Source organism: Nitrobacter sp. TKz-YC01, from assembly GCF_047824785.1.
In the GTDB taxonomy this organism is placed as follows: domain Bacteria; phylum Pseudomonadota; class Alphaproteobacteria; order Rhizobiales; family Xanthobacteraceae; genus Nitrobacter.
In genome coordinates this window covers 1088351-1113310 of sequence record NZ_CP181167.1, presented here as the reverse complement: position 1 = coordinate 1113310, position 24960 = coordinate 1088351, and the positions used below count along the sequence as shown (strand labels likewise).

Genomic DNA, 24960 nt, shown 5'->3' with positions numbered 1-24960 from the left:
TACAACGGAAACCATCGCGGCAAGACACACCGCGCGAAGACATGACTGGGTGCTCATGGTGCCTCCAGGTTGATCAGGTCGGGGATGAGGTCGGCGGCCCACAGCAACTCGTGGGCGGCGAGCCAGGCGTGGACGAAGCCATCATGACCGTGCTCGGCCAAGACGCGATCGATCAGCGCGTGGTCGGCTTTTGAAGACGCCGCGCAGAAGGCGAGCGCGATCGGGCCGAGGCCAAGCTCGAAGAGGCGGTTGCCGCGGCGGGATTGGCAGTAGTAGTCGCGCTTAGGCGTGGCACGCGCGATGATCTCGATTTGGCGGTCGTTCAAGCCAAAGCGCTGGTAGATCGCGGTGATCTGCGGCTCGATAGCACGCTCATTAGGAAGGAAGATCCGCGTCGGGCAACTCTCGACGATCGTCGGTGCGATCGGACTGCCGTCGATGTCGGAGAGCGACTGGGTGGCGAAGACGACCGAGGCATTTTTCTTGCGCAAGGTTTTCAGCCACTCGCGCAACTGCGCGGCAAAGCCGCCATCATCCAGCGCAAGCCAACCTTCGTCGATGATGAGCAGCGTCGGTCGTCCGTCGAGCCGGCCTTCGATACGATGAAACAGGTAGGCCAGAGCCGCGCCGGCCGTGCCAGTGCCGATGAGTCCTTCGGTCTCAAAAGCCTGAACAGAGGCTTCGCCGAGCCGTTCCTGTTCTGAATCGAGCAGGCGACCATAGGCGCCACCGATGCAATATGGCCGCAATGTCTGTTTCAGTTTCGAAGACTGCAACAGCACCGCAAGGCCGGTCAGCGTCCGTTCCCCGACCGGGGCGCTGGCGAGCGAGGTGAGCGCCGCCCAGAGATGTTCCTTCAGCTCCGGCGTCACCGCGACCTGCTCGCGGGTCAGGATATCGACGATCCAATCCGCGGCCCAGGCGCGTTCCGGGGTATGCTGGATTCCGGCGAGCGGCTGGAGCGAGACGGAGGTGTCCGCGCCGCCGGACAGGCCGCCGCCGAGATCATGCCAATCGCCACCCATGGCGAGCGCGGCCGCGCGGATCGAGCCGCCGAAGTCGAAGGCGAAGACTTGCGCGTGCGGATAGCGCCGGAATTGCAACGCCATGAGCGCCAGCAGCACGGACTTGCCGGCACCGGTCGGACCGACCACCAGTGTGTGTCCGACGTCGCCAACATGGAGCGAAAAGCGGAATGGCGTCGCGCCTTCGGTCTGGCCGAAAAACAGCGGCGGCGCCTTGAGGTGCTCGTCCCGCACCTCGCCGGCCCACACCGCAGAAAGTGGGATCATGTGCGCCAAATTCAGGGTCGAGACCGGCGGCTGTCGAACATTGGCGTAGACGTGGCCAGGCAACAAGCCAAGCCAGGCTTCGATCGCGTTGACGCCTTCAACGATGCAGGTGAAGTCGTGGCCTTGAATAATCTTCTCAACCAGACGCAGCTTCTCGGCCGCGACACTGGCGTCCTCGTCCCACACTGTGACGGTCGCGGTGACATAAACCTGTCCAACATCATCGGCGCCCAGCTCCTGTAGCGCGATATCGGCATCCGCGGCCTTGTTGGCGGCGTCGCTGTCGACCAGCACCGACGCCTCATTGGTCATGACTTCCTTGAGGATCGCGGCGACGCCCTTGCGCTTGGCGAACCACTGCCGGCGGATTTTGGTGAGCAGCTTCACGGCCTGCGTCTTGTCGAGCAGGATCGCGCGGGTCGACCAGCGGTAGGCAAAGGCAAGCCGGTTCAATTCGTCGAGGATGCCGGGATGCGTCGCCGTCGGGAATCCGATCACGGTGAGCGTACGCAGATGCGCACCGCCCAGCCGCGGCTCCAGGCCGCCGACCAGCGGTTGATCGGCCAACAAGGCGTCCAGGTGCATGGGCGTCTCGGGGACGCGGACACGCTGGCGTTTGGTCGAGATTGTGGAGTGGAGATAGGTCAGCGCCCCGCCATCATCGAGCCAATCGACCTCCGGCACAAAGCCCTCGAACAGTTGCAGCACGCGGTCGGTGCGGTCGATGAAGCCGCGCAGCAACTCGTGCGGATCGACACCATCGCCCTCGCGCCCCTCGTACAGCCAACTCTCGGCGCGCGAGGCATCTTCGGCCGGCGGCATCCAGAGAAACGTGAGGTAGTAGCGGCTCTCAAAATGAACGCCGGCAGCTTTGAATTGCTCGCGACGTTCAAGATCGACCAGAGCGGATGCGGGATCGGGAAAGACACTGTCCGGATAGGCGGTCGCCGGGCTACGCTGCGCTTCTACGAAAACCGCCCAGCCAGAGCCCAGCCTGCGCAGCGTACTGTTGAGCCGTGCGGTGGTTCCGATCAATTCGGCCTGTGTTGCGCTGTCGAGGTCTGGGCCACGAAAGCGCGCGGTGCGCTGGAACGATCCATCCTTGTTGAGGACGACGCCGCCGGCGACCAGCGCCGCCCACGGCAGATAGTCAGCAAGGTGCGCCGTGCGATTACGATATTCGGCGAGGTTCATCATGAACAAACCTCACGCCCGGAAGTATGTGGGATAGCGGAGATGACGGCGCACCACGTCGACGAACTGGGTGTCGCGTTTGGTCGCCCACACCGCCGCGAAATGCCCTGTCGCCCACAGCACGATCCCGATCAACCACAGCCGCAATCCCAAACTGACCGCTGCCGCAAGCGTGCCGTTGGCAATGGCGACCGCGCGCGGGGCGCCGCCCAGCAAAATGGGATCGGTCAGCGCACGATGCACGGGCGCGTGAAAACCGGGAATGGAGTTGGCCGCCTGCATCACAGCAGCACTCCACCGCCGAAAGAGAAAAAGGACAGGAAGAAGCTCGACGCCGCGAAGGCAATCGACAGGCCGAAGACGATCTGGATCAGCCGTCGGAATCCGCCAGATGTGTCGCCGAACGCCAGCGTCAAGCCGGTGACGATGATGATGATCACTGCGATAATCTTGGCGACCGGACCTTCGATCGACTCCAGGATTTTTTGCAGCGGCGCCTCCCAAGGCATCGAGGAACCAGCTGCATGAGCAGGCCTTGTCATCATGACGCTGACGGTCATGGCGGTGATGAGGCTGGCAGTTCGTGAGCGCAGCGTGCGCGTGAACGCGATCATGGATGATCTCCTGTGGGGGTGAGGCGGTCGTGGGTCGCGGACGACAGAACGCGATAATCGCCGGTCGCCCGATCTAATCCGGCGACGACGGCAAGCTCGGCCAGACGACGCTGTGCGCCGCGGCCGGCAAGCACCGCGACGATGTCGATTGTCTCCGCGATCAATGCGCGGGGCACGGTGATGACGGCTTCCTGGATGAGTTGTTCAAGGCGGCGCAGTGCGCCGAGCGCGGTACCGGCATGGATGGTGCCGATGCCACCCGGATGTCCGGTGCCCCACGCCTTGAGAAGATCGAGCGCCTCCGCGCCGCGAACCTCCCCGATCGGAATACGGTCGGGGCGCAGGCGCAGCGAAGAGCGCACCAGATCGGACAGTGTCGCGACGCCATCCTTGGTGCGCAGCGCCACCAGGTTGCGCGCCTTGCATTGCAACTCGCGAGTGTCCTCGATTAGCACCACGCGATCGGTGGTCTCGGCGACCTCGGCCAGCAGCGCGTTGGTGAGCGTGGTCTTGCCGGTCGAGGTGCCGCCGGCGACGAGAATATTGCGGCGCTCGGCAACGGCCTTGCGCAAGACCGCCGCCTGGGCCGACGTCATGATACCGGCCGCCGCATAATCATCGAGCGTAAACACCGCGATTGCCGGCTTGCGGATCGAGAACGCCGCCGCAGAGACGACGGGCGGCAAAAGCCCCTCGAACCGCTCTCCCGTTCCGGGCAGTTCGGCCGAGACGCGCGGCGATCCGGAATGGACTTCCGCGCCGACGTGATGGGCGACCAGACGAATGATGCGCTCGCCGTCGGCGGGGCCAAGGATCGCCCCGGTATCGGACAGACCTTCCGACAGACGATCGATCCAAAGCCGACCGTCGGGGTTGAGCATCACCTCGACAATGCCGGGATCTTCCAGGAATTTGGCGATGTCCGGCCCGAGCGCCGTACGTAGCATGCGGGCACCGCGCGTGACCGCTTCTGCCTTGGGAGTTGAAATCCCCATATTACCCCCGGCGCTGCGTCGGCCTGTCGATTCGGGCCGGACATCGGGGATGAATAGAAAAGGCAGGAAACGCGGCTACGCAACAAGCGTCAAAGGCTCATCGTAGCGGAGCGAAAAAATACAGGGGGCTTCGTAGAGGAACTTTGGCGAGTAGTCCGGCTTGATTCCCGCCGGGGCAAACGCATGGCTGCGACACTACTCAGCCATATACCGGCAACATCTGACCCCAATGTTCGAAACTGACCGATCGTAGAGATAGGAGGCTTTCGATGCGAACCATTCTCACGACCCTCGCGATGCCTATTCTGACATCAACTGCTCTGCAGGCCGGACGCGCAGTGACAGAGGAAGAGAGATCTAAACTCGTTGAGGCATTACAGGCGCAAGGCTGTACAGGCGGAAAAATGGAGTTCGATAACGGAAAATTTGAAATCGATGAAGCTGAGTGCCCCGATAGCAAGCGGTATGACTTCGATTTCGATACGTCGTTTCGCCTGATCAGCAAGAAGCTCGAGGATTAACTCTTAGTGCTGACGTGAGCGATTGCTGCAGGCGATGAAATAGTCGCGTGAGTGGGCAGCAGAGCTAGAAATTGCTTGATGGTGGGGTTGTCGTTATTGTGACGCCAGTAGGCGACAAGCCCGACCCGGGTCGGTCCGTTGCCATCGCGCACCTCGCGGTAAACCGTGCCGTTCACAACGTTGCCGGTCGCGGATTCACAGATCAAACTGATGCCGCGACCGGCGTCCACCATGCTCAGCACGTCCTCTCGTTTCCCATTAATCGTCTTAATTCGAGGACGATCGCCAGGAGCGGCAAGTTTGCTGAGAAGGATATCTTCGAGTTCTGGTCCCGGATCACGGATGCTTATCAGGAAGCGCTCATTTTTGAGGTCGGTCCAATAGACAAAATCGCGATCGCTGAGCGCATGAACCTTAGGAAACGCCACCATGATCCGGTCAGACCACAGGCTCATGTGAGCATAGTCTTGTCCTTTCGACTCGCCGAGCATGATGGCAACATCGATTGATCCCCGATCAAGAAGCGACAAAAGATCGGTGCGACAATGCGCATTGAGATTAAAATCGACCATCGGATGCAACGTGGTGAACGTCACGATGGTTTCTTGCAGAGGGCCGGACGAGAGCGAGGTGTAATGGCCAATATCCAGCCGGCCGGTGTCACCTTTCTTGCCGGCCTTGGCCTGGTTCTCAATAAACGAGAGATCACAAAGGATACGTCGCGCTGTCGCTACAAAATCCCGGCCGATGGCAGTCAGACGCGCGCCGCCCGTTGAGCGTTCAAATAGCAAGACGCCAAGCCGGCTTTCAAGTTCACGGATGCGCTTGCTCAAGGTCGGCTGGGTGATATTGAGCGCCGCTGCGGCCCGCCTGAAGCTGCGATGTTCGGCGGCGGCGACCACATAGCGCAGGTGGGACACCTCGACGGCCATCGCCACACCCCCCTATTCCGATGATCGAAGCGCGGCCCCTCGCTCCTCGAGCCAGAGCCGGATTTCGGAAGCTGTTACCGTGCCGACCCCGGATTCGGACATGAGCTCATCCCAGGTGTAGGCGGTTGCGATCACGTCGAGATGGCGGCTGCGTTTGGCGACGGTCCTGCCGCCGAGCGAGGCGTGGCGGCCATGGAGGAGAGCCTCAACGGCGCGTCGGCTGAGGTTGCGGCGCAGGATTTTCTCCTTCGGTTTCGGACAGAACGCCTGCACGTCATGTTCCTCGATATCAAGTTGCGCGGCGATGCGGCGATGATCCATACCGAGCGTGCGCAGGATCGCCACCTCGTCGCGGAGCCATGAGAGGAAGCGACGCCGGTTGTAATCGCGTTGAGGCGGCAGCGAATCCTGCTGGACGGAGAGATCATCCTTAACCAGCGTCAGCATGGGCAATCTCCTGATTTGGTGGATGTTTGACTCAACTGCGTTGCAACCCTGGCCTGTCTTTTGATTGAGCATGATCTCGTCAAACCCGGTTCTCTCGACTGTCGCTATTTTGCGAGTTCTGTTGCGCGCGCCAACGCGGGACCGAAACCGTTGAGCGAGACGTTGAAGGTGACGGCCTCGTTGCTGGAGAGGTTGAGCGAGGCGACCACGAGTTTCGTGCCCTTGCGCATGGCGTCGGTGGCCGCGGCCGGGAAATTCACCGGCAACAGGCAGCCTTGCGGCACGCAGGTGGAGAAGCGCAGTCCCTTGCCGAGGTCCTTGTCGTCGAGCTTGAGCACCGCGCCGGCATCGAGATTGAGCCCGAACGGCATCAGGATGGTGCCATCGACCTTGCCGCCCACGGCAGGGTTCAGTTCGATGGCGTAGACCCGCCTGCCGGTTTCCTTGTTGCCCTGCGCTTGCGACAACAAGCACTGCTTGCGCCGCTCGACGATCCGGCAATCGACGGTCCAGTCGCCGAAGGTCTCGTTCACCGACGAGGCACCGTTCGGCAGCGTTGCCGCTGATGTGGCCGGTTGATGCACGGCCGGTTGCTGGGCCTGAGCCGCAGTCATCGTTGCGGTTGTGATCGCGGCGGCAAAGGTGAGCAGGCGTGTTCGTGTGAGATTTTCTGAGATCATCGACTGAACCTGATTGGAACGGCGAGTGTGATTGAACCGCCGCCGACATCGGGCGGCGGGGCGGGAACGGGACTGGCGCGACGCGGCAGCGAGGCGGCTTCTGCGTCGAGCGCGGCGTCGCCGGCCGAGCGCACCAGGCGCGCCGACAGCACGCGGCCAGAGCGGTCGATCGTGAACGCAACCGTCGCAACACCCGCCCCCGCCGCACCGGACGGGAAACGCTTGTGGCGGTTGACGTGCGCCATCAGCGCGCCGCGCCAGGAGCTCGGCGACATCGACGAGGCCATACCTTCCGCGGGCGCGGCGGCGCGATCGGCGCGCTGCGCCTGTGAACTCTGCGGCGCGGTGGTGCGCGGCGCCTTCTTCTTTTTCTTCTTCGGTTTCGGTTTCGGCGGCTCCGTCTTGGCCGGCAGCACCACCTCCGCCTTCTCCACCTTCGGCGTCGGCGGCGGCTTGAGCTCGGCCTCCTTCACTTCCGGCGGCGTCGGATCTGGCTTGTCCTCGACCGGCTTCTCCGGTTCGGGCTGCTCCTCCTCGGCCTCCTCCATCTGCGGCCCCGGCGCGATGTCCTGCTGCGGTACCTCCGGCGCCACCGCCAGCGGCGCCAGCTCCATCATGATCGCGGCCGGCGGATCGCCCGGCGTCTCGGCCTGCGCCGGCCAGTGTAACGCCAGCCAGATGCCGCCGGCATGCAGCGCCACCACCGCAAGACCGGCCGCGGTCCAGCGCAGCGCCGCTGCCCGGCTCACATCATCGCCGGCCCGGCCGTCCGGGTCGCGCCAGTCGATCCTCATGGCTTGGTCGCCGCCGCTGGCGCACTGCTACCGGCGGCCACGCCACCTGCTTGCACCTGTCCGGTATCCTCCAGCCCAACCAGCGCGATCTTGAGATAGCCGGCCTCGCGCAACAGGTTCATCACCTTCATCAGCTCGTTATAAGCCGCCGTCACGATAGACCTGCATCAGCTTGGGGCTGGCCGCGCCAAGCCGAAGCCGCTGCTTTACCACATGCGCGGTGACGCCGAAGCGCGCCGCGATTTCTTCCGCGCCCCATCCGCGATTTTCCGCAAGCTCGCGGAACGCCTCGAACTGGTCGGCGGGGTGCATGGCCGTGCGCGTGACGTTCTCGTCAAGGCTGATCTCGAACGGGTCGTTCGCTGTGTCGACGACGCAGCGGATGGCTTCCGTCTTCTTGATCTGCTTGCGCTTCACGCGCAGCAACTGCGCCAGCCTGCGGCCTTCGCCGATGGTGACGAAATAGCAGCCGGTTGGCTGGCCGCCCTCGTCACGCTCCGGCTCCACCACGAGATTTTGCAGGATGCCCTTGGCGGCGATGCTGGCCGCATAGGCTTCAATGTCCGCCTCGCTGTGCGGGGTCTTGCGTGCGTTGCGCGGCGACTTCTTCAACTTGTTGAGCGGAATGAAAACCGTCTCGCCGCTCGCCGCAACCGCTGCGGCTTCCGGGCTGGTCTCCACCGCTGCAACGGCTTCCGCCGCCGCGTTCCCGACGCTGCGAACGTCCACGTCCGCCGCTGCTTCCACCGCCGCGACCGTGGCGGTCTTCGCCTTCTTCGATGTCCTAGCCATTGTTCCAATCCTTTCTCTGTCCCTGCCGGAGGCATGTCCCCGACATGCCTCCCGGGGGCGCGTGAGCGCGCGGGGACGGGAGGGGCAAAATGCCGGCGAGCATGGCCGGGCTGCGCGGCAAGCGAGGTGGATCGGAAGGATTGGAAGAGTGGCGACGATGCGCCGCCTTGCGGGCGCGCGGCCCTGCCATCGCGCAGGCGGCATTTGAGGGGAGAAAGGGGTAAGACCCCTTGGCTTCCCCTCTGGATCGGCAAGGCTTCAGCCGCAGCCGATCACGACGAAGCGCGCGAAGCGCTCCGCAATTTCAGTGTCAGTCCGGATGGTGCTGGACGCTGCCGGTTGTCGAAAAAATGCTGGCCTTTGGCGCGGCCGTATGCTATTGTCCTACGAACATGAAAGGAGCCATCATGTCCAATCTTGCTCCTGTGAGCGTGCGGGTGTCCAAGAAGGAACGTGAGCTGCTTGAGGCCGCGGCGGATCAATCTCGCACTAATCTGAGCGACTTCATTCGCCGCAAGGCGGTGGAAGCGGCTGAGATCGACCTTCTTCAGCAGACTCGCGTGACGATCCCGGCCGCGAAGTGGAAGCAATTCGAGGCGTGGGTGAACAGTCCCGCCAAGGAAATTCCGGCGCTGAAGAAGCTCTCGAAGAGCCGCCCGGTATGGCAAGACTGACGCCACCGCGGCAGCTTGAGGAGACAGACGACTGCGCCAGTTTCGATTGCGGGCGCGAGTCGATGAACCAATGGTTTCGTCGGCATGCCTGGCGCAACCAACAAATCGACGTATCGCGAAGCACGGTTATACGCGACGCGGAAACTGGAATGATCGCTGGGTACGTCACGCTCAGCGTAGGTCATATCGAGCGTGAGTTCCTGCCGAAGGCATCGCAACGGAACCGGCCGGAGAACATTCCGATTTTCCTGCTCGGCCAACTTGCGGTCGACGCGCGATTTCAGGGCATGGGCGTTGGACGGTCGCTGATGTTCTACGCGCTGAAAACCGCAGTGGGCATGGCAAAGGAAATCGGCTGCTACGGCGTGCTAACGCATCCGCTCGATGACGATGTGCGGCGCTATTATCAGAGCTTCGGTTTCGAGGAGCTACCACATGATCCGCGACGCAGCATGATTGTTCGGATCAAGGATCTGGTGCGCAATGGCTTCGACGCAGAGTAAAATAGAAACGTTCTCGACTTGGGTGGCGGTGGATACCCGCCGCATGACAAACCGCGAGAAACAAGTATTTTTACGACAGCGCTCGCTGCTTCTGCCGCAGAAACTACGATCATTTGCGAAGCAAAGCGTCGTTGGCGAGCGCGCTACGTGGGAGACCGCTGACGTGACCGGGAATGCGCATTCTCAAATGTCGATCTTGGCGGCACAGTTCGTCGTGAGCGGAATGGGCCGCTCGGCGACGAGGCGATGGCGTTGGCAAGACGGAGAAGGACGACAGCCGAGAGCGTGCGGTTGGTTCTCGTGCCATCCGAGCGCGCGGAGGCTTACGACCCCACAAAGACCGACCCGCGCCTCGTCGCGCTTGTCCGCCTGCTTGCGCGACAAGCCGCACGGGAGTTCGTCGACGCGGAATGGGAGCGCGCGTCCCGCGACCGCCTCCGTAAATAGGGAGGTCGTCTCATGAAGGTCGCGCTTTACGCCCGTTATTCATCGGACAATCAGCGCGACGCCTCTATCGAGGATCAGCTTCGGCTGTGCCGTGCTCGCGCCGACCGTGAAGGTTGGAAGATCGTTGACAGTTATACCGATCGGGCCATTTCCGGGGCATCGCTTCTGCGGCCCGGCGTTCAAGAATTGATCGCGGACGGCCTCAAGCGTCGCTTTGATCTCGTTCTGACGGAATCGCTTGACCGGCTGTCGCGCGACCAAGAGGATATCGCCGGCTTCTACAAGCGAATGCGGTTTGTCGGCATCAACATCGTCACTTTGTCGGAAGGCGAAGTGAACGAGCTGCACATCGGTCTCAAGGGAACGATGGGCGCGCTGTACCTCAAGGACCTGGCTGACAAAACGCGCCGCGGACTTCGCGGGCGTGTCGAAGACGGCAAGTCAGGTGGTGGGCTGTGCTACGGCTATGATGTCGTCAAGCAATTCGACGCGAACGGCGAAGCGATCCGCGGCGATCGCACGATCAATCAGGCTGAGGCCGACGTTGTCCGTCGTGTCTTCGCGGATTATCTGGCTGGTCAATCATCGCGCACGATCGCGATGACGCTGAACCGGGAGGGTGTGTCCGGGCCGCAGGGAAGCGAATGGGGACCGTCGACGATCCATGGCAATCCGAAGCGCGGCATCGGCATCCTCAACAATGAGCTGTATGTCGGCAAGCTAGTCTGGAATCGGCTGCGCTACATCAAGGACCCGGACACGGGTAAGCGCGTTTCGCGGCTTAACCCGGAGAGTGAGTGGGTTCTACAGGACGTCCCCGAACTGCGCATCGTCGAACAGGAGGTCTGGGAGGCCACGAAGGAACGCCAGCGTGGGCTGGCCTACGTGCCGCCGTCGGAAACCGGGGAGAATACCCTGAACGCCCGCCGACGGCCGAAGCACCTGTTTGCCGGTCTCGTCAGGTGTGGTTGCTGCGGTGGCGGCTACACCATGATCTCGAAGGACCTGCTTGGCTGCGCGACGGCGCGCAACAAGGGGACCTGTGACAATCGGCTGAACATCCGGCGCGACGCGCTCGAGAAGTCGATCCTGACGGGGCTGAACACCCACCTGATGGCGCCGGACCTGTTCAAGGAGTTCTGCCAAGAGTTCACCCGCGAGGTGAACCGTCGCCGGATCGAGCGCAGCACAGACCTTGAGTCCTGGCGGAGCGAATCCCAGCGGATTGAACACGAGTTGCAGAAACTGCTCACCGCGATCAAGACGGGCGGACCTATCGAGGCCATCGTCTCGGATATGAAGCGCCTTGAGGGGCGGAAGGCCGAGTTGACCGAACTTCTGGCCAACGCCCAGGAACCGCCGCCCCTACTGCACCCGAACATGGCGGAGGTCTATCACCAGAAGATCGCCGCCCTTTACCGGGACCTACAGAGCGAGGAAACCAAGGCCCAGGCTGCGGAGACGTTCCGGTCTCTGGTCAGCCGGGTAGACCTCGTTCCGGAGGGCGGCACGCTCGCGATCCTCCTGCGCGGCGACCTGGCCGCGATTCTGCGGTTTGCGGCGGGCAAAAAAAACCCCGACGTCCTTTCGGAAGTCGGGGTTTTGGACGACCTGCTATCGCAGGCATCGGTGGTTGCGGGGATAGGATTTGAACCTATGACCTTCAGGTTATGAGCCTGACGAGCTACCGGGCTGCTCCACCCCGCGTTAAGCTTCTTTTCGTCCTTCAAATCATACCCGGCAACAGTCGATCGACACCTAAGCGCCGTTCAATTCTCGTCCGCGAATGACTGAGAAGACAGCTCGGGCGAACACCCGAGTACGAAGCACATGTACCAATCCACCCTCGCTTTGGAAAGGGCTACGCTTCACATTTCCTGATTTTTATGAGTGCAGAAGCGAGCTCATTTCCGGTTCGATCGGCTTCCTCGGCCTGATACGAAGCAGCACCATTTTCGCGGCTCAAAGCCCGCATTTTGAAGATCATCATCACCATCATACCTTTCTTTTCGTCCACACCTCTTGGAATGCGATACTAGGTGATCTGGCCTGCCCCTCGTCGCGATACCAAGGATTAAGTTAGAATCCGGCCGCTGTCGGTCAGCATCTGGGCTGACCGGAGCGGAGCGTGGGACAGGCCAGACGCTGACCGCAAGATCATTTCGGGCGCTGGCGGACGATAGCCGAGTGAAGAATGCGGCCTGACGGCATTGTAGTGACGGCGCCAGCGCTCGATCAGCACCTTCGCCTCGTGCAGAGTCGAGAACATTTCACCGGCCAGTAGTTCGTCTCTGAGTTTGGAGTTGAGGCTCTCGCAATAGCCGTTTCCCAGGGTGAGCCCGGCTCGATATACAAAGTCTTCCCGCCGACCTTGCCGAGCCACTGGCGGACGTTCCCGGCAACAAACTCCGGCCCATTGTCGGAGCGAACATGCTCCGGTGGTCCGTGCACGATGAACAAGTCTGCCAGGCAGTGCAGCACGTCGTCGGATTTGAGCCCGCGTGGACCCATCGGCGCATCGTGGACAAAGGTCCGCCTCCGCCACTTGGCGACGGTCTTCGGATTAGAGCCTTTTCGGAATGAGGGGACTCGGAGTTCCTTATTTTTGTGATGAGGTTGAAGATTCGCTGTCCTGATACGGAGGTGGCGATGACGAAGCTCTATTCGGCTGATTTGCGTGAACGGGTCATCAAAGCCGTGCTGAGCGGGCTGTCGGCCCGTTCAGTGGCCCGAACATTCTCGATCAGCGAGAGCAGTGCGATCAAGTGGATGCAGCATTTCCGGCGCGACCGCCGATGGCCCGAAGTCCGGTGCGGGCCATCGCCGGGCTGTTCTGGAGCCTCGCCAGGGACATTCTGCTGGAGTTGATCCGGCAGCAAGACGACATCACCCTGGAAGAGATACGCGCTTTGCTCTGCGAGCGCGGCATTGTGGTCAGCGGCACCGCGATTTGGAGCTTCGACGATCGCAACGGCATCAGCTTCAAAAAAGCCAATACGCGAGCGAACAGGATCGTCCGGACGTGGCGGCCGCGCGCGCCTTGTGGAAGGAGCGGCAAAGGCCGCTTGATCGTAGCCGTCTCATCTTCATTGATGAAACCGGGACCTCGACCAGCATGGCCCGGTTGCGTGGGCGCTGTCCGCGTGATCAGCGCTTGATCGGCTTCCGCGCTGGCAGATAGTGTATTGGTGGTTTCGTCGATTGGCGAGACGTCTGATGTTTCGCACCCTTCACGGGATCACCCTGATGATCGGTCGCGCCGCGGCCGGGAGGCGAAACCGGGGGTGCTTGACAGCCACTCGGTCAAAGCTCCGGCTGTTCAGTTCTCCCGAACAGCGCAACGAGCATCGGGTTTGAATCAGCAACAAGCCGCGCAGTCACATCACAATCGATTTCATTAATCACAGGACACGCTCTCGTTGGTCCTCAGCGAGAGATGCGTGCGGGACTCAGATTGCTGGCGAGTTTCTTGACGAGACCAAAGAAAGCGGCCGCCCAAGCCAACAGAGCCACATAGACAAACACATCCGCGATCGGACGTAGAAACTCCAATCGCATAGCACCAGCCATCTCATAAGTGCAGACGGTGTACATTCCCAACGGAAAGACCGCGCTCCAATACGCCGGGTCGTACCTGAGAGGGAATCGCCGATACAAATGCCGCCAGACAACCAGGATGATAAGAAGCGGTATCCACCACGTACCAGCAGCCCAAAAGAAGATTGTAAAGCCCTTGAGAAAAGGAAGCAGCTCTTCTAGGAACCATGCATCTGCCGCATTCTCAATCAAGAGAGAACCCGCAAGCGTTGAAATTGCCATCGCCCCCATGTTTATCCAGTACGAGGGAACGAAGTCTGCAGGCGAAAACTTAAAGAACATATAGCGATAGAAAATCAATGAGATAATCGAGATATAAAGCATGCCGCCCCACAGCAGCATCGAAAGCGCTAGAAAATTGACGTCCAACCGGAGGGGTTGGTGAATATGCCGCGCGAGAAGCGCACTCAGGAGAGAGATTGACTGGGTCGAGACCACGGCAAGCAACCAAGCCCCAGTGATCCCCTGATCGATGGTTGGCTTAGCTTCCATGATCGTCAAGTTAGCGAAAATTGTATAAGTTAGGATAACCCAAAGGAGGATACCGAAAATCCAAAGCCCCAGCGCGATGTCCAATGCGCCCGCAAGTATGAACTGATTTGCCATCACACCTGTAGCAGCCACCGCGGAAAGGAAACCCGGCGCCGATCGGTGGTCTGTCAAATCAACAATCAGAGCTCGTCGGTAGCGTATGAGTCGCCACGACGTGAGGACCCAGAGGATCACGAACTGAGTCGCGTTCAACCACAGAAGAGTAACGGCAATCGCATGAAAGCCAGCTTTCTCTGAGGCAATGGAGACGATCCCTGTAGCCATCACCAACGCAAAATACGCTGGTGAAAGGCGCCGAGCACCGGGCATGCTAAGCCGGAAGCGACGTTTAGATGAGTCGATCCGCTGCACGAGACCTTACCAACCCCCTTACACTCTGCACCGATATTTGTCACCGCCCACATTAAGGGCGGTGACAATACTCGCCTTGACTAACTTACCCTATAGCAAATCTGAAGCGACTCAGTGAGCAGGCACGGCTTCGGCTATCGGAGCACCAATCGGCTTGACATCTCTGAATCCCACTCGAGAGAATGACACATAAAAAGCTGCCATGTTCATCAATGCCCAGACGACAAACCCAAGTGTATATCCTCCCACGAGAAAATTGCTCGCAGCTAGAACAGCTGTCATCGTGAAACCACAAGCCGCACCCGCCGCCTTCGCCAACCCGCTGACCGCGCCGACGTGCTCAAAATAGATCGGGATCAGCTTAATCACCGCAGCAGCAGCGGCGCCTGACAACAACGCCAACCCATAGATCGCTACGAGCTCCAAGCTGAAAGATAGCTGCAACGCCATCAGCACCGCGAGGATCGACATAGCGCCGAACATCCAACTTAAAAGCGTCAGCACGTCGTAGCGGTCAGCTGCCCAGCCGCCCAGCGGCCGAGTAATTGCTACACAAACCACCAACACCGGCGTGTAAAATGCTACCGCCGAGGTAGCGTCAACGCGCCAGTGGTCGACCAAATAAGTCGGCATCGTAGACGCGAAGAAAACCAATGTGCCGAAAGCCACCCAATAGAGACCTGGCACCAGCCATACGACGACACCAGACCGATAGACAGCCCAAATCTCTCGTGTCGACGTATTCTTAAGCTTCCTGTTTGGCGGATCAGAAGTGAAGAACATATAGATCGCCGCCATAACCAACGTAGGAATAGCAAAAATCGGAAATATGATACGCCAACCTTCCGGGTCGCTCTGGTCAGCAACGCTCGTAATGACGAAGGTAACGGCCATCATACCAAAGGTAATCCCGATATTACCCAAGGCAAACAGTCCCAAGGCAGTACCCTGTTTGGACTTCGGGTACCAAGAGGAAACATGAGCGTTACCCACCACGAAGGTCGCTCCACCGAGCCCAAGCATCGACCCTAGGAACAAGAAGGAATAGTAACCTTCCGCGAAAGTTCCCAAAATCAGAACCACTGAAAGCAAGACGAGCAAAATAGTAAACACCGTCCGTCCGCCAAACTTGTCAGTCCAAATGCCGAGTGGAATACTGATGGCAGCCGCGAAAAGCGGCTCCATAGCGGCCAACACAAGCACTTGCGTGCTTGTAAAATGGTACCACTCTATCAAAAACGGCGCGAGCGCCGAAAACATTCCCCATATAGCGAACCCTAGCGAAAACGCCATGGTCGATATCCACAACACTCGCGCGTTGCCCTGCGGTTCGCCCGACGTCTCAACCTTGCCAGCTGACTGTTCCACCGGTAGCTCCTACAAAGAAAATGTACCTAGCTGTTAAGCTTGCGTTGCTTCTAAGAAAACGGGCTACCTGCCTAGATTGTTGACCAAGCTAAGGCTACCAGCCGCTGGATCAACCACGCCGCGGTCCCGATCGTTCGATCTCTTCGACATACACAACCAACTCACAGTTCTCGCCGGCGAGCGTAGCTCGCCGGCGAGACCTCCATTTTAACCAAATCCAACAACTTCGCCAAGTGCTTAATGCGCAGATCTCACAGTATTCCTAATCTGGATCTGATAGGGACGCCACAAATACCAGAAGGGGAACATAATCAAATGCACCAACCGCGAGAATGGGAACAGCGCGATCACAAGGAACCCTGTGAGCATGTGCGCCTTAACAGCAAACGGCAATGCTGATACATAATGAGTTTGCGGGTTCAAAGACACGAGCGAAATCAACCACGGTACAGCCGTATCGATATACCAGTCAGCGCCCCATCGATACGCCAGTGAAACCCAAAAACCAAGCGCAACCTGGACGAGCAGCGCAACAAGCAGTACACCATCCATCGGGCTAGTCACAGCTAGAATTCGCTCCGTCGTAAATCGACGTACTATCAAAACGCACAGACCTATCAACGCAGCGAAGCCGAACGCAAAGCCTATCAACTCAACCGTGTAGAGCGCCGTAGGGGTCGATGTTAGAGCTGACCACATACCAGGAACAAGAAACCCAATCAAATGCGCAAACAGGACAACCACAATGCCGTAGTGCCAAGGTACAGACCCCCAGAACAAACGGCGGTTCTCCAGAAGCTGGGAAGACAACGTCGAATAAGAAAAGCGATTCGTCCTGTAACGATGAACACCACCGAGAACCGCTACCACGATCGCCAAGTATGGCAGAACCGCGAACAGGAATACATCATACATAGAATTTGCCTCCGTCACTCATGGGACATTCCTCTCACGCTTGCCAATCCAGCAGGTCGTCTGCTGCGACCTCCGCAAGTGGCTTATACACCTTGAAATGCTGTCGGCCCGATTGTGTCCAGAACACGACATGCGTTTCCACCGGCGGACAACCAGGATCAGAACAAGGAAGCTCAGACACCATGATCGTCTCGTCTTCGTCGAGATTAAAACGCTCCCGCGTCCAGCTAAGGACACGCTCCTGCTCAATTGAGCGGTCGGCACGCTTCTTGGTCATGCCTTCGTTCAGCAAAAGTCGTAAGGCATCCAGCACTTGATGGTAAGGATGCGCTCGCTTCTCTGCTTCCTCGACATCGTAGTCCTCACTCATGGCCAAGAGAAATCCACCCTCCAGAACATCACCCTGGCCTTGCCCTTTGAGCTGCTGACGATCGTCTCCCTGACTCTGTCCTTCAAGCAACTTCCGAGCTTCTCGCTGCTGAGCCTTTAGCTGCTTTCGCAGGTCACGATCATCTAACTTCGCACGTTCGATACCGGTATCCCCATCAATATCAGCCGGTCCATGCTGATGACTTTCGGTTTCCGGCTTCGTTGTCATCCGTTCAAGCGCCGGCAGCATTCCTTTATTCAATAAAGCATCAATGTCGTCGCCATCATTCTGGGCAGCAAACCTCAATACAACCGACAGGCGATCCGGCATTTCCGTGGGATCAGACTCGAATCCATTCGCGCGATAGCTTTTCTTAAGCTCAACTAAAAAAACGCTACGTTTATAATTCTCCCCAAAAAGCTGGTAACCAACATATGGATGACATATCGAATTCAAATCAAAAAAACCACTATAAACTTCCTGCAGCTTTCCCACCGACGTATCTTCGGCAAAAGCTCGAAAGCTCTCCAATAATGCCGCCGCTTGTGGCTGCACCGATCTTATCAATGCGCCACACTCGGATGCTTTCTGCCCCAAACCTGGAACAGGGTAATCGAGAATATCGGCAAACAACCCCAAAACCTTGGCGCGGTTCGAATACAAGACCTCTGCACGATGAGAAAAACGACTCATGATCTTTGCTTCGAGCCTTAGGTACTAAACAGACAATAGGAGCGGTCTAAACTTCAGACGGTTAATCTCGCGAGACGGGCCGGATGCATGATCCGAAAACCGTCTCGCGCCTTGTCGTGCGGCAGGAGGGCCTATGGTCCTCTTGCCGGATCGGTATGGAAGCCGACGCCGACCTCGCCTTTGCGGATCGGGTAGTTATGGGAGACCGGATCGAGCTGCGGGAACAGGGCGTCAACCGCCGTCTCGCGCTCCATCGGCGGAACCACGAAACGCTCCTCGAAGGTCGGCATCGATGTCAGACGCCAGATCGCCTCGACTTCCGCCGCGGTGGTCTTGCCTTCGGACAGCGCCCGCTGCACCTCCTCGTCCGGGATGTCCTTGACCTTCCTCGAACGCATGTAGACGCGCACCGCAACCAGCTTCTTGTAGACGTCGCGGATGATCTCCTCATTACCGCCCGACAGCAGGCTCGCCATGTAACGAAGCGGAATACGCGAGCGCTCGAGCGAGCTCATCAACGGTCCCAGCCGCGCCTCATTGGCAACATTGTCGTAAACACCGTTCTCGACCTTGGCCAGAACCGGTCCCAGCGGCGGCACATAGAACAGCATCGGCAGCGTGCGGAACTCCGGATGCAGCGGCAGCGCGATGCCCCACTTCTTCACGAACTGAAATACCGGCGACTTTTGCGCCGCCTCAATCTTGGAGTCCGGAATCCCGTTGGCCCTTGCGGCCGCGATGATCTCCGGGTCGAACGGATCCTTGATGATGTTGCGCTGGGCCATCACCAGCTGGTCCTGCGGCGACTTCGCCGTCTCCTCGATCGCATCCGCGTCGTAAAGCACGAGGCCGATATACCGGATGCGTCCCACGCAGGAGTGGAAGCACGCCGGCGGCTGGCCGCTCTCAAGACGCGGATAGCACAGGATGCACTTCTCGGCCTTGCCCGTCGACCAGTTGAAATAGGTCTTCTTGTAGGGGCAGCCGGAGACGCACATGCGCCAGGCGCGGCAGCGTTCCTGGCTCACCAGCACGACGCCGTCCTCACCGCGCTTGTAGAGCGCGCCCTGCGGGCAGGCCGCAACGCAGCCCGGATTGAGGCAATGGTTGCAGATGCGCGGCAGATAGAAGAACACCGTGCTGTTGATCTCGTTGATCTGGCGCATCTCCTCATCGGAAGCGCCGTCGAAGTTCGGGTCGTTGTTGGCGTAGACCTGCGAACCGCCGAGGTCGTCGTCCCAGTTCGGGCCCGCCTCGATCGTGTCCATGTACTTGCCGGTCACCATCGAGATCGCCCGCGCGGTCGGCTGCTCGTCAGCCAGCGGCGCATTGATCAGGTTCTGGTAATCGTAGGTCCACGGCTCGAAATAATCGTCGAGCGTCGGCAGATAGGGGTTGTAGAAAATGTTGGTCAGCGTTCCCCACTTGCCCTGCAGCCGAAGCCGAAGGCTCTTCTGCCTCTGACCGTCAACCACCCAGCCGCCGCGATACTTGGTCTGGTCTTCCCAACGTGTCGGGTAACCCGTACCCGGCTTGGTCTCCACGTTGTTCCAGTACATGTACTCGGTGCCCTTGCGATCGGTCCAGATGTTCTTGCACGCGATGCTGCAGGTGTGGCAACCGATGCACTTGTCCAGGTGAAAGACCATCGAAACTTGAGCTCGGATGTCCATGTGTCTACTCCTTCGTTCCTATGGCTCGTTCTTATGACTTCATTCTCGAGTGTCGTTGCGCACTTATGCGCCACCATTCTCATCGACGGAATCAGGCCCTGTTGAGTTAGAAGGCTCATCACTCCGCTTGCGGCGCGAATCCACTGTTGCTTGCGCAGCAGCCAACGCAAGTCCATCACCCATGCTAGCCATCAGCGGATCAATATGCTGGTGCCCTGCTGGGGTTGGAGTATCCCGTACTGCCACGATACTACCCTCAAACTCAAGTGTCATGCCGGCAAGCGGGTGATTGGTGTCAACTACCACATACCCGTTATCCTCATCGACCTCGGTAACAATCACGTTCTCTACTCGGCGCTCGTCGTCGCTGTGCGCAAGAAAACACATTCCCGGCTCAATTTGATCTACACCGCCAAACGTTTCAGCCGGCACTCGCTGCTGCAACGCCTTGTCCCGTTCTCCATAAGCCTCTTCGGGCGGCAACGTCACTTCAAATCGATCGCCTGCAACCCTACCCTCGAGCGCTCGCTCGAGGGCGGGCAACAGCCGTCCACTTCCATGCTGATACTCTAACGGCTCATCGCCCCATACAGCTGAACGAATGTGACGAATCTGACCGTTAGTCCGCAGCGTGTAGTTAATGGTCACGTATTTCCCGACGCTAACCCGCTCGGGCGCACCGAAGTGCACCGGAGCCGATTCATGATCGTGATCATGATGATGGTCGTTATCATGATCATTATCATGCGTCGCGATCTCACCTACCATTCCAACTTCTCCATCTTGCGCACGACGACATGGGTGTCGCGTGTGAAGATACCAGTCGGTCCCCAGTAGTTAAAGCCGTACGTAAACTGGGCGTAGCCACCGGCGAGGAACAGCGGGTTGATGCGAGTACGCGTCAGACTGTTGTGTCCTCCGCCGCGCCACTTCCGCTCCTGGGACTTCGGAATGTACACCGTGCGCTCGACTGCGTGGTAATACATGCAGGTGCCCGGCTGGATTCGACGGCTGACGTTCGCTCTCGTCACGACCACGCCGTTGTCGTTGTAGACCTCGACCCAATCGTTGTCCTCGATACCGACCTTTTCCGCATCCCGGTCATTGATCCACACCGGATCCATGCCGCGAGACAACATCAACATTCGATGGTTGTCTTTGTAGGTGGAGTGAATGTTCCACTTGCCGTGCGGCGTGATGTAGTTCAGCACCAGCGAGCGGTCATCCACCCGGCTCTTCACAATGTCGCCGGTCTTGCGCGGGTTGAGCCGCGGCTTGTAGGTCGGGATGTGCTCGCCGAAGTCCAGATACCACTGGTGATCGAGATACAGCGACTGCCTGCCCGTCAGCGTACGCCACGGCACCAGACGTTCGACGTTCATACACCAGGCGGAGTATGCGCGGCCATCGTTGACCAGGCCCGTCCAGCACGGGCTTGTCAGGATCCGCCGCGGTTGACGCGTCAGATCGTAGAACGTCGACGACACGCCTCGCGTGGGTTCGGCGATATCAACAAGCGGCAGACCGACGTGATGCTCCTCGTTATGGAAGCCCTGATAGCAAACCTCACCATTCGCCTCCGGTGCACACATCAACAACGTGTTGCACGCGTCAAGAACATCCTCGAGGCTCGGGTAACGCTTGCCGCCCCACTCCACACACCGCATATGCCTCGCATCCGGCATCGGCATGATCGGGTTATCAAGCATCTGGTCGTACTGCTTCTTGATCGGAATGTTCACGCCGACCGCAGAGACACCATCCTCCCGCGCCTTTGGTCCGAACGAGATGAACTTGTTATACAAGTTCGCGTAATCACGTTCGACCACCCGCACATGCGGGAAGGACTTGCCTGGTACAGGCTTGCACTCGCCTTCGGCCCAATCGAGAATCTCGGGCTGAGCCAGCTCGTCGGGGGTGTCGTGCATCAGCGGCTGAACGACCACGTCACGCACCGGCTTGGAGAACGCAAGCGGAGAAAGCTCGCTTACCTTCTTGGAGATCAGCTTGAAGATCTCCCAGTCCGTCTTGGACTCCCACACCGGCGGAACCGCCTGCCCCAGCACATGCAGGAACGAGTGCAGGTCCGTCGTGTTGAGATCGTTCTTCTCGTACCAGAACGCCGTCGGCAGCACGATATCAGAATAAAGCGACGTCGTATTCATGCGGAAGTTCAAGTCGACCACCAAGTCGTACTTTCCGCGAGGCGCTGTGTCCCGATACTTCACCCTTTGCGTCTTACCCTTAGCACGATCCTCGGCAATCGAGTTATCGTGAGCACCAAGATAGTGACGCAGGAAGAACTCGTGACCCTTGGCGCTCGACTGGATCGCGTTACCGCGCCAGATGAACCACATCCGAGGCCAACTCTCCTCGGCATCAGGATCATCGATAGCAAAATTGACCTTCTTGCTGGCCACCTGATCTACAACGTGAGTCACAATGTCTGCAGTGCTCTTCGCACCTGCACGCTCAGCCTCAGCAGCCAATTCAATCGGGTTACGATTAAAGTGCGGCGTAAACGGCATCCAGCCGCAACGAACCGACTTCGCCTCAAGATCGATCGCGTGACCCTTGGCCCATCGCGGGTTCGGAGCCGTCAGGCCATACTCGGTGAACTCCTGCTCGTAGCGCCACTGGCAGCTATGGGCATAGTGCCACGTCGACGACTGCACGACGCGCGGCGGCTTGGTCCAATCCAAAGCCATAGCAATGGTATTCCAAGGAGCCACGGGCGCCAGCTTTTCCTGGCCGACGTAGTGATTGATGCCGCCGCCGTTGACGCCGCAGCAGCCGCACAGGATCAAGGCGACCGTCGCCGACCGGTAGCACAGGTTGTTGTAGTACCAGTGGTTGGCGCTGGCGCCCACGATCACCATCGACTTGCCGTTGGTGAGCTCCGCGTTGGTCGCGAACTCACGCGCGAACCTGATCGCGGTCTCGCGGCCGATGCCGGTGTGACGCTCCTGCCATGCCGGCGTGTAGGGCGCGTCCTCATCGTCATAGCTGGTCGCGAACGAGCCTTCCAGGCCGCGGCTGTGACCGAACTGCGACATCATGATGTCGAAGCCGGTCGCAACAAGCACCTCGCCCTTGTCGGTCGCGATGCGCTTGACCGGAACGCCGCGCGAAACGACGCTGCCGTTCACGAAGTCGTCGAACCCGACCTGCACCACGCCGTCGGACTGATCGATGAAGCTCAGCACCGGATCGATCGGGCTGTTGTCGAGCGTGTCTTCCGCCGACAGATTCCACTTGCCGTGCGTGGAGCCCCAGCGGTCGCCGACCTGGCCCTTGAACGCGCGCGGCTCGCCGGTGGCAGTGTCGAGCACCAGCATCTTCCACTCGCCGTTCTCGACGTCCTTGTAACGTGCGACGCGATTGGATCGCAGCAGCCGGCCCGTCTTGTAGGTGTTGCCGTTGGGCTCCAGCTCGACAAGGAACGGAAGGTCGGTATAGCGCTTCACATAGTCGATGAAGTACGGCACCTGACGATCGATGTAGTACTCCTTGAGAATGACGTGGTTGGCCGCCATCCACAGCGCCGTGTCCTGACCCGCCTGGATCGGAATCCACTCGTCGCAGTACTTCGCGATCTGGCTGAAGTCCGGCGAGAGAACCACGAACTTGGTGCCCTCGGTGCGCGCTTCCGAGATGAAGTGCACGTCGGGGGTCCGCGTCATGTTCATGTTCGCCGCCATCGAGACGATGAACTTCGAATTGTACCAGTCGGCGCTTTCGCACACGTCGGTCTGGTCGCCCCAAATTTCCGGGAACGACGTCGGCAGGTCGGCGTACCAGTCGTAGAAGCTCATGTTCACGCCGCCGAAGAGCTGCAGGAAGCGAGAACCCGCAGCGTACGACAGCATCGACATCGCCGGAATGGGAGAGAAGCCCATCACCCGGTCCGGTCCGTATTTGCGGGCCGTATACAGGGCTGCCGCAGCAATCAACTCAACCAACTCTTCCCACTTGGCGCGGCGGAAGCCACCCTTGCCACGCGCCTTCTGAATTCGAGACCGCTTCTGCTCGTCCCCGACCAGCGACGCCCAGGCCTGCACCGGATCAGGGTGAGAAGCCTTGGCTTCCTTCCAAAGATCATAAAGCGGACCACGAACGTACGGATACTTCACCCGGATCGGGCTGTAGACGTACCACGAAGCGGAGATGCCACGCTGGCAGCCACGCGGCTCATAGGGCGGAAGGCTGCGCTCAAGCAGCGGATAGTCCGTCTGCTGCATCTCCCAGGTGATGATGCCGTCCTTGACGTAGATCGCCCAGGAGCAACCACCCGTACAGTTCACGCCATGCGTGCTGCGGAAGACGTTATCGTGGGACCAGCGATTGCGGTAGAACTCTTCCCACTTGCGCTCCCGGGGATTAACGAGGTCAAGTATCCAGCTCATCAGTGTCTCCTCGGTGCGTTCGTCCGGCCGCGAGGCCTATTGCTATTGCCGTCAGTACCCTTAAACCTTCCGATCCAGCCGTCGGAATACATACCCGTAAACCAACCGCCATTATATGGACCGGTGCTTCGTCCGGTAGTAGGCGCAGCCATCATCGGTCGCCGCACACCGAACTTCAATCGGTTCCGCCACCTGAATCCTGCGATCAGCAAAAGAACCACGGCGCCCAACCCGGTCAGGCCCGCAAGCTGCCATATCGCGGAAGCCGAACGGACAGCCAAACCTTCCTGAGACAGGAAAGCAGCAACGTCTGCACGCTCCTGCGGAGTCGGCGGCTGCTTCGTCCAAACCGCCTTCATCGTCGGGGTAGGCAGACCAGCCAACCAAGCGGTCAACCCGCTCGCTCCACCAAGCCGCTTTGCCGCCTCAGTCAAATCAGGACCGAGCGCACCACCGCCGAACGCGCCGAGACCACCGCTACTGTGACAAGCCATGCAGGGCGGACCGCCATTGGCGAACTTCTCATTACCCGTGAACAGGTTCTTGCCGTTCTCAGCATTACCCTTGAGAGCCGGCGCCGCAGCAGCCGAGGATGCACCCACACCACCACCCTCGAGAAATGCGATAATATTATCGACTTCCGCAGAGGAGAGCCCCATATTAGGCATTTCCATGCCGTTATACTTGGCGAGGAGCTCGACCGCGACCGGATCCTTCTTCGCAATCATTGCGTCGGGCTTCATGATCCATTCATGCAGCCACTCGCGAGGACGCTCTTTCGTGACATTCTTCAGGTCGGGACCGACAAGATCCCCCCCGCCTATGCTGTGACATGCACTGCACGTCTTATCATCGAATAATTTCTTACCTGCCGCTGCATCGGCTGCGTTAGCCACTGTCGGCAACGCTGCCCATATGGCTGTCGTAGCTAGCGCAACAACGGGCATAAATCGCCACGACGCTAGGGGCTTTTTGCTCATGATCCCTCGTCCTCAGATCCATATGATCGGGCGGGCGTTAACTTTATGTAAGACAACAGACGTTTCCCGCTCGTGACCCGTCGTTCTCAGACCCACATGATCGGCGACGGTAGGCTTATGCTAGACTAGAATCGTTAGAAAACGCAAGGGCGTTGATCCTCCAAATGTGC

24 protein-coding genes, 1 tRNA gene and 5 pseudogenes are annotated in these 24960 nt (G+C 59.5%); 8 read left to right on the top strand and 22 right to left on the bottom strand.

What is annotated here, in order from left to right:
• Window positions 1-53 precede the first annotated feature (53 nt).
• Genes trbE through trbB form a run of 4 tightly spaced genes read right to left on the bottom strand, consistent with a single transcriptional unit; the run spans window position 54 to window position 4095 of the window.
• Window positions 54-2489 (bottom strand): conjugal transfer protein TrbE, encoded by a 2436-nt coding sequence (gene trbE / locus ACMYR2_RS05270; protein ID WP_416193807.1) that lies wholly within the window; start codon window positions 2487-2489, stop codon window positions 54-56.
• Window positions 2490-2498: 9 nt separating this feature from the next.
• A complete protein-coding gene (locus ACMYR2_RS05265; RefSeq protein ID WP_347265313.1) occupies window positions 2499-2768 on the bottom strand; it encodes a VirB3 family type IV secretion system protein in 270 nt (89 codons plus the stop codon).
• Window positions 2768-3046 carry a TrbC/VirB2 family protein gene (locus ACMYR2_RS05260; protein WP_416194063.1) on the bottom strand — a complete coding sequence of 93 codons (279 nt, stop codon included), beginning with the start codon at window positions 3044-3046 and terminating at the stop codon, window positions 2768-2770. The genes ACMYR2_RS05265 and ACMYR2_RS05260 overlap by 1 nt, the downstream gene beginning before the upstream one ends.
• A 50-nt stretch (window positions 3047-3096) precedes the next feature.
• Window positions 3097-4095 (bottom strand): P-type conjugative transfer ATPase TrbB, encoded by a 999-nt coding sequence (trbB, locus tag ACMYR2_RS05255; protein ID WP_347265040.1) that lies wholly within the window; start codon window positions 4093-4095, stop codon window positions 3097-3099.
• Window positions 4096-4364: 269 nt separating this feature from the next.
• Here trbB and ACMYR2_RS05250 point away from each other — a divergent pair, with 269 nt between their 5' ends.
• Window positions 4365-4616 carry a PepSY domain-containing protein gene (locus tag ACMYR2_RS05250; RefSeq protein WP_347265041.1) on the top strand — a complete coding sequence of 84 codons (252 nt, stop codon included), beginning with the start codon at window positions 4365-4367 and terminating at the stop codon, window positions 4614-4616.
• Here ACMYR2_RS05250 and ACMYR2_RS05245 read toward each other — a convergent pair.
• The 6 genes and pseudogenes from ACMYR2_RS05245 to ACMYR2_RS05220 form a co-directional block, all read right to left on the bottom strand.
• On the bottom strand, window positions 4613-5548 hold the full coding sequence (locus ACMYR2_RS05245; protein WP_347265042.1) for a LysR family transcriptional regulator: 936 nt from the start codon (window positions 5546-5548) through the stop codon (window positions 4613-4615). The genes ACMYR2_RS05250 and ACMYR2_RS05245 overlap by 4 nt on opposite strands.
• 12 nt (window positions 5549-5560) lie before the next feature.
• Entirely contained in the window at window positions 5561-5995 is a 435-nt protein-coding gene (locus tag ACMYR2_RS05240; protein WP_347265043.1) for a hypothetical protein, read from the bottom strand.
• A 104-nt stretch (window positions 5996-6099) separates the two neighbouring features.
• Window positions 6100-6675 carry an invasion associated locus B family protein gene (locus ACMYR2_RS05235; RefSeq protein WP_347265044.1) on the bottom strand — a complete coding sequence of 192 codons (576 nt, stop codon included), beginning with the start codon at window positions 6673-6675 and terminating at the stop codon, window positions 6100-6102.
• Window positions 6672-7469, bottom strand: a complete 798-nt coding sequence (locus tag ACMYR2_RS05230) for an energy transducer TonB family protein (RefSeq protein WP_416193806.1) — start codon at window positions 7467-7469, stop codon at window positions 6672-6674. Before ACMYR2_RS05230 ends, ACMYR2_RS05235 begins: the two co-directional genes overlap by 4 nt.
• Window positions 7466-7633 (bottom strand): annotated as a pseudogene (locus ACMYR2_RS05225) (biopolymer transporter ExbD); the annotation flags it as partial. The pseudogene ACMYR2_RS05225 and the gene ACMYR2_RS05230, both read right to left, overlap by 4 nt.
• Window positions 7611-8261, bottom strand: a pseudogene (locus ACMYR2_RS05220) (ParB/RepB/Spo0J family partition protein); the annotation flags it as partial. The pseudogenes ACMYR2_RS05225 and ACMYR2_RS05220, both read right to left, overlap by 23 nt.
• A gap of 407 nt (window positions 8262-8668) precedes the next feature.
• On the opposite strand from ACMYR2_RS05220, the gene ACMYR2_RS05215 reads away from it, so the two are divergent.
• The 4 genes and pseudogenes from ACMYR2_RS05215 to ACMYR2_RS05200 form a co-directional block, all read left to right on the top strand.
• Window positions 8669-8935, top strand: coding sequence for a DUF1778 domain-containing protein (locus ACMYR2_RS05215; protein ID WP_347265046.1), 267 nt, complete (start codon window positions 8669-8671; stop codon window positions 8933-8935).
• Window positions 8936-8997: 62 nt separating this feature from the next.
• On the top strand, window positions 8998-9438 hold the full coding sequence (locus ACMYR2_RS05210) for a GNAT family N-acetyltransferase (protein ID WP_347265047.1): 441 nt from the start codon (window positions 8998-9000) through the stop codon (window positions 9436-9438).
• Window positions 9439-9684: 246 nt separating this feature from the next.
• Window positions 9685-9885 carry a hypothetical protein gene (locus tag ACMYR2_RS05205; protein WP_416193805.1) on the top strand — a complete coding sequence of 67 codons (201 nt, stop codon included), beginning with the start codon at window positions 9685-9687 and terminating at the stop codon, window positions 9883-9885.
• Window positions 9886-9897: 12 nt separating this feature from the next.
• Window positions 9898-10266 (top strand): annotated as a pseudogene (locus ACMYR2_RS05200) (recombinase family protein); the annotation flags it as partial.
• Between the two features lie 60 nt (window positions 10267-10326).
• Here ACMYR2_RS05200 and ACMYR2_RS05195 read toward each other — a convergent pair.
• The gene (locus ACMYR2_RS05195; protein ID WP_416193804.1) at window positions 10327-10467 is read right to left on the bottom strand and encodes a hypothetical protein; all 141 of its coding nucleotides are present in this window, start codon (window positions 10465-10467) and stop codon (window positions 10327-10329) included.
• On the opposite strand from ACMYR2_RS05195, the gene ACMYR2_RS05190 reads away from it, so the two are divergent.
• Window positions 10408-11559: a recombinase family protein gene (locus ACMYR2_RS05190; RefSeq protein WP_416194062.1), complete on the top strand. Its 1152-nt coding sequence runs from the start codon at window positions 10408-10410 to the stop codon at window positions 11557-11559. The genes ACMYR2_RS05195 and ACMYR2_RS05190 overlap by 60 nt on opposite strands.
• Here ACMYR2_RS05190 and ACMYR2_RS05185 read toward each other — a convergent pair.
• The 3 genes and pseudogenes from ACMYR2_RS05185 to ACMYR2_RS05175 all read right to left on the bottom strand — a co-directional run.
• Window positions 11516-11592 (bottom strand) — tRNA-Met (locus tag ACMYR2_RS05185). The genes ACMYR2_RS05190 and ACMYR2_RS05185 overlap by 44 nt on opposite strands.
• 154 nt (window positions 11593-11746) lie before the next feature.
• Window positions 11747-11902 carry a hypothetical protein gene (locus tag ACMYR2_RS05180; protein WP_416193803.1) on the bottom strand — a complete coding sequence of 52 codons (156 nt, stop codon included), beginning with the start codon at window positions 11900-11902 and terminating at the stop codon, window positions 11747-11749.
• Between the two features lie 57 nt (window positions 11903-11959).
• A pseudogene (locus ACMYR2_RS05175) lies at window positions 11960-12387 on the bottom strand (integrase core domain-containing protein); the annotation flags it as partial.
• Window positions 12388-12650: 263 nt separating this feature from the next.
• Between ACMYR2_RS05175 and ACMYR2_RS05170 the strand changes: the two are divergent.
• Window positions 12651-13043: a hypothetical protein gene (locus ACMYR2_RS05170; RefSeq protein WP_416193802.1), complete on the top strand. Its 393-nt coding sequence runs from the start codon at window positions 12651-12653 to the stop codon at window positions 13041-13043.
• A 7-nt stretch (window positions 13044-13050) separates the two neighbouring features.
• Window positions 13051-13202 (top strand): annotated as a pseudogene (locus tag ACMYR2_RS05165) (IS5/IS1182 family transposase); the annotation flags it as partial.
• Between the two features lie 109 nt (window positions 13203-13311).
• On the opposite strand, the gene ACMYR2_RS05160 reads toward ACMYR2_RS05165, so the two are convergent.
• From ACMYR2_RS05160 to ACMYR2_RS05125, 8 genes are all read right to left on the bottom strand, one after another.
• On the bottom strand, window positions 13312-14385 hold the full coding sequence (locus ACMYR2_RS05160; RefSeq protein ID WP_416193801.1) for a tellurite resistance/C4-dicarboxylate transporter family protein: 1074 nt from the start codon (window positions 14383-14385) through the stop codon (window positions 13312-13314).
• A 111-nt stretch (window positions 14386-14496) separates the two neighbouring features.
• Window positions 14497-15753 (bottom strand): MFS transporter, encoded by a 1257-nt coding sequence (locus ACMYR2_RS05155; protein WP_416193800.1) that lies wholly within the window; start codon window positions 15751-15753, stop codon window positions 14497-14499.
• Between the two features lie 237 nt (window positions 15754-15990).
• Window positions 15991-16668, bottom strand: a complete 678-nt coding sequence (narI, locus tag ACMYR2_RS05150; RefSeq protein WP_416193799.1) for a respiratory nitrate reductase subunit gamma — start codon at window positions 16666-16668, stop codon at window positions 15991-15993.
• A gap of 34 nt (window positions 16669-16702) precedes the next feature.
• The gene (locus tag ACMYR2_RS05145) at window positions 16703-17731 is read right to left on the bottom strand and encodes a nitrate reductase molybdenum cofactor assembly chaperone (RefSeq protein WP_416193798.1); all 1029 of its coding nucleotides are present in this window, start codon (window positions 17729-17731) and stop codon (window positions 16703-16705) included.
• A 131-nt stretch (window positions 17732-17862) separates the two neighbouring features.
• Window positions 17863-19404 carry a nitrate reductase subunit beta gene (gene narH, locus ACMYR2_RS05140; protein ID WP_416193797.1) on the bottom strand — a complete coding sequence of 514 codons (1542 nt, stop codon included), beginning with the start codon at window positions 19402-19404 and terminating at the stop codon, window positions 17863-17865.
• A 63-nt stretch (window positions 19405-19467) separates the two neighbouring features.
• Entirely contained in the window at window positions 19468-20172 is a 705-nt protein-coding gene (locus tag ACMYR2_RS05135; RefSeq protein WP_416193796.1) for an FKBP-type peptidyl-prolyl cis-trans isomerase, read from the bottom strand.
• Window positions 20166-23810 carry a nitrate reductase subunit alpha gene (locus ACMYR2_RS05130; protein WP_416193795.1) on the bottom strand — a complete coding sequence of 1215 codons (3645 nt, stop codon included), beginning with the start codon at window positions 23808-23810 and terminating at the stop codon, window positions 20166-20168. The genes ACMYR2_RS05135 and ACMYR2_RS05130 overlap by 7 nt, the downstream gene beginning before the upstream one ends.
• Window positions 23810-24790, bottom strand: a complete 981-nt coding sequence (locus tag ACMYR2_RS05125) for a c-type cytochrome (RefSeq protein ID WP_347265285.1) — start codon at window positions 24788-24790, stop codon at window positions 23810-23812. Before ACMYR2_RS05125 ends, ACMYR2_RS05130 begins: the two co-directional genes overlap by 1 nt.
• Window positions 24791-24960 lie beyond the last annotated feature (170 nt).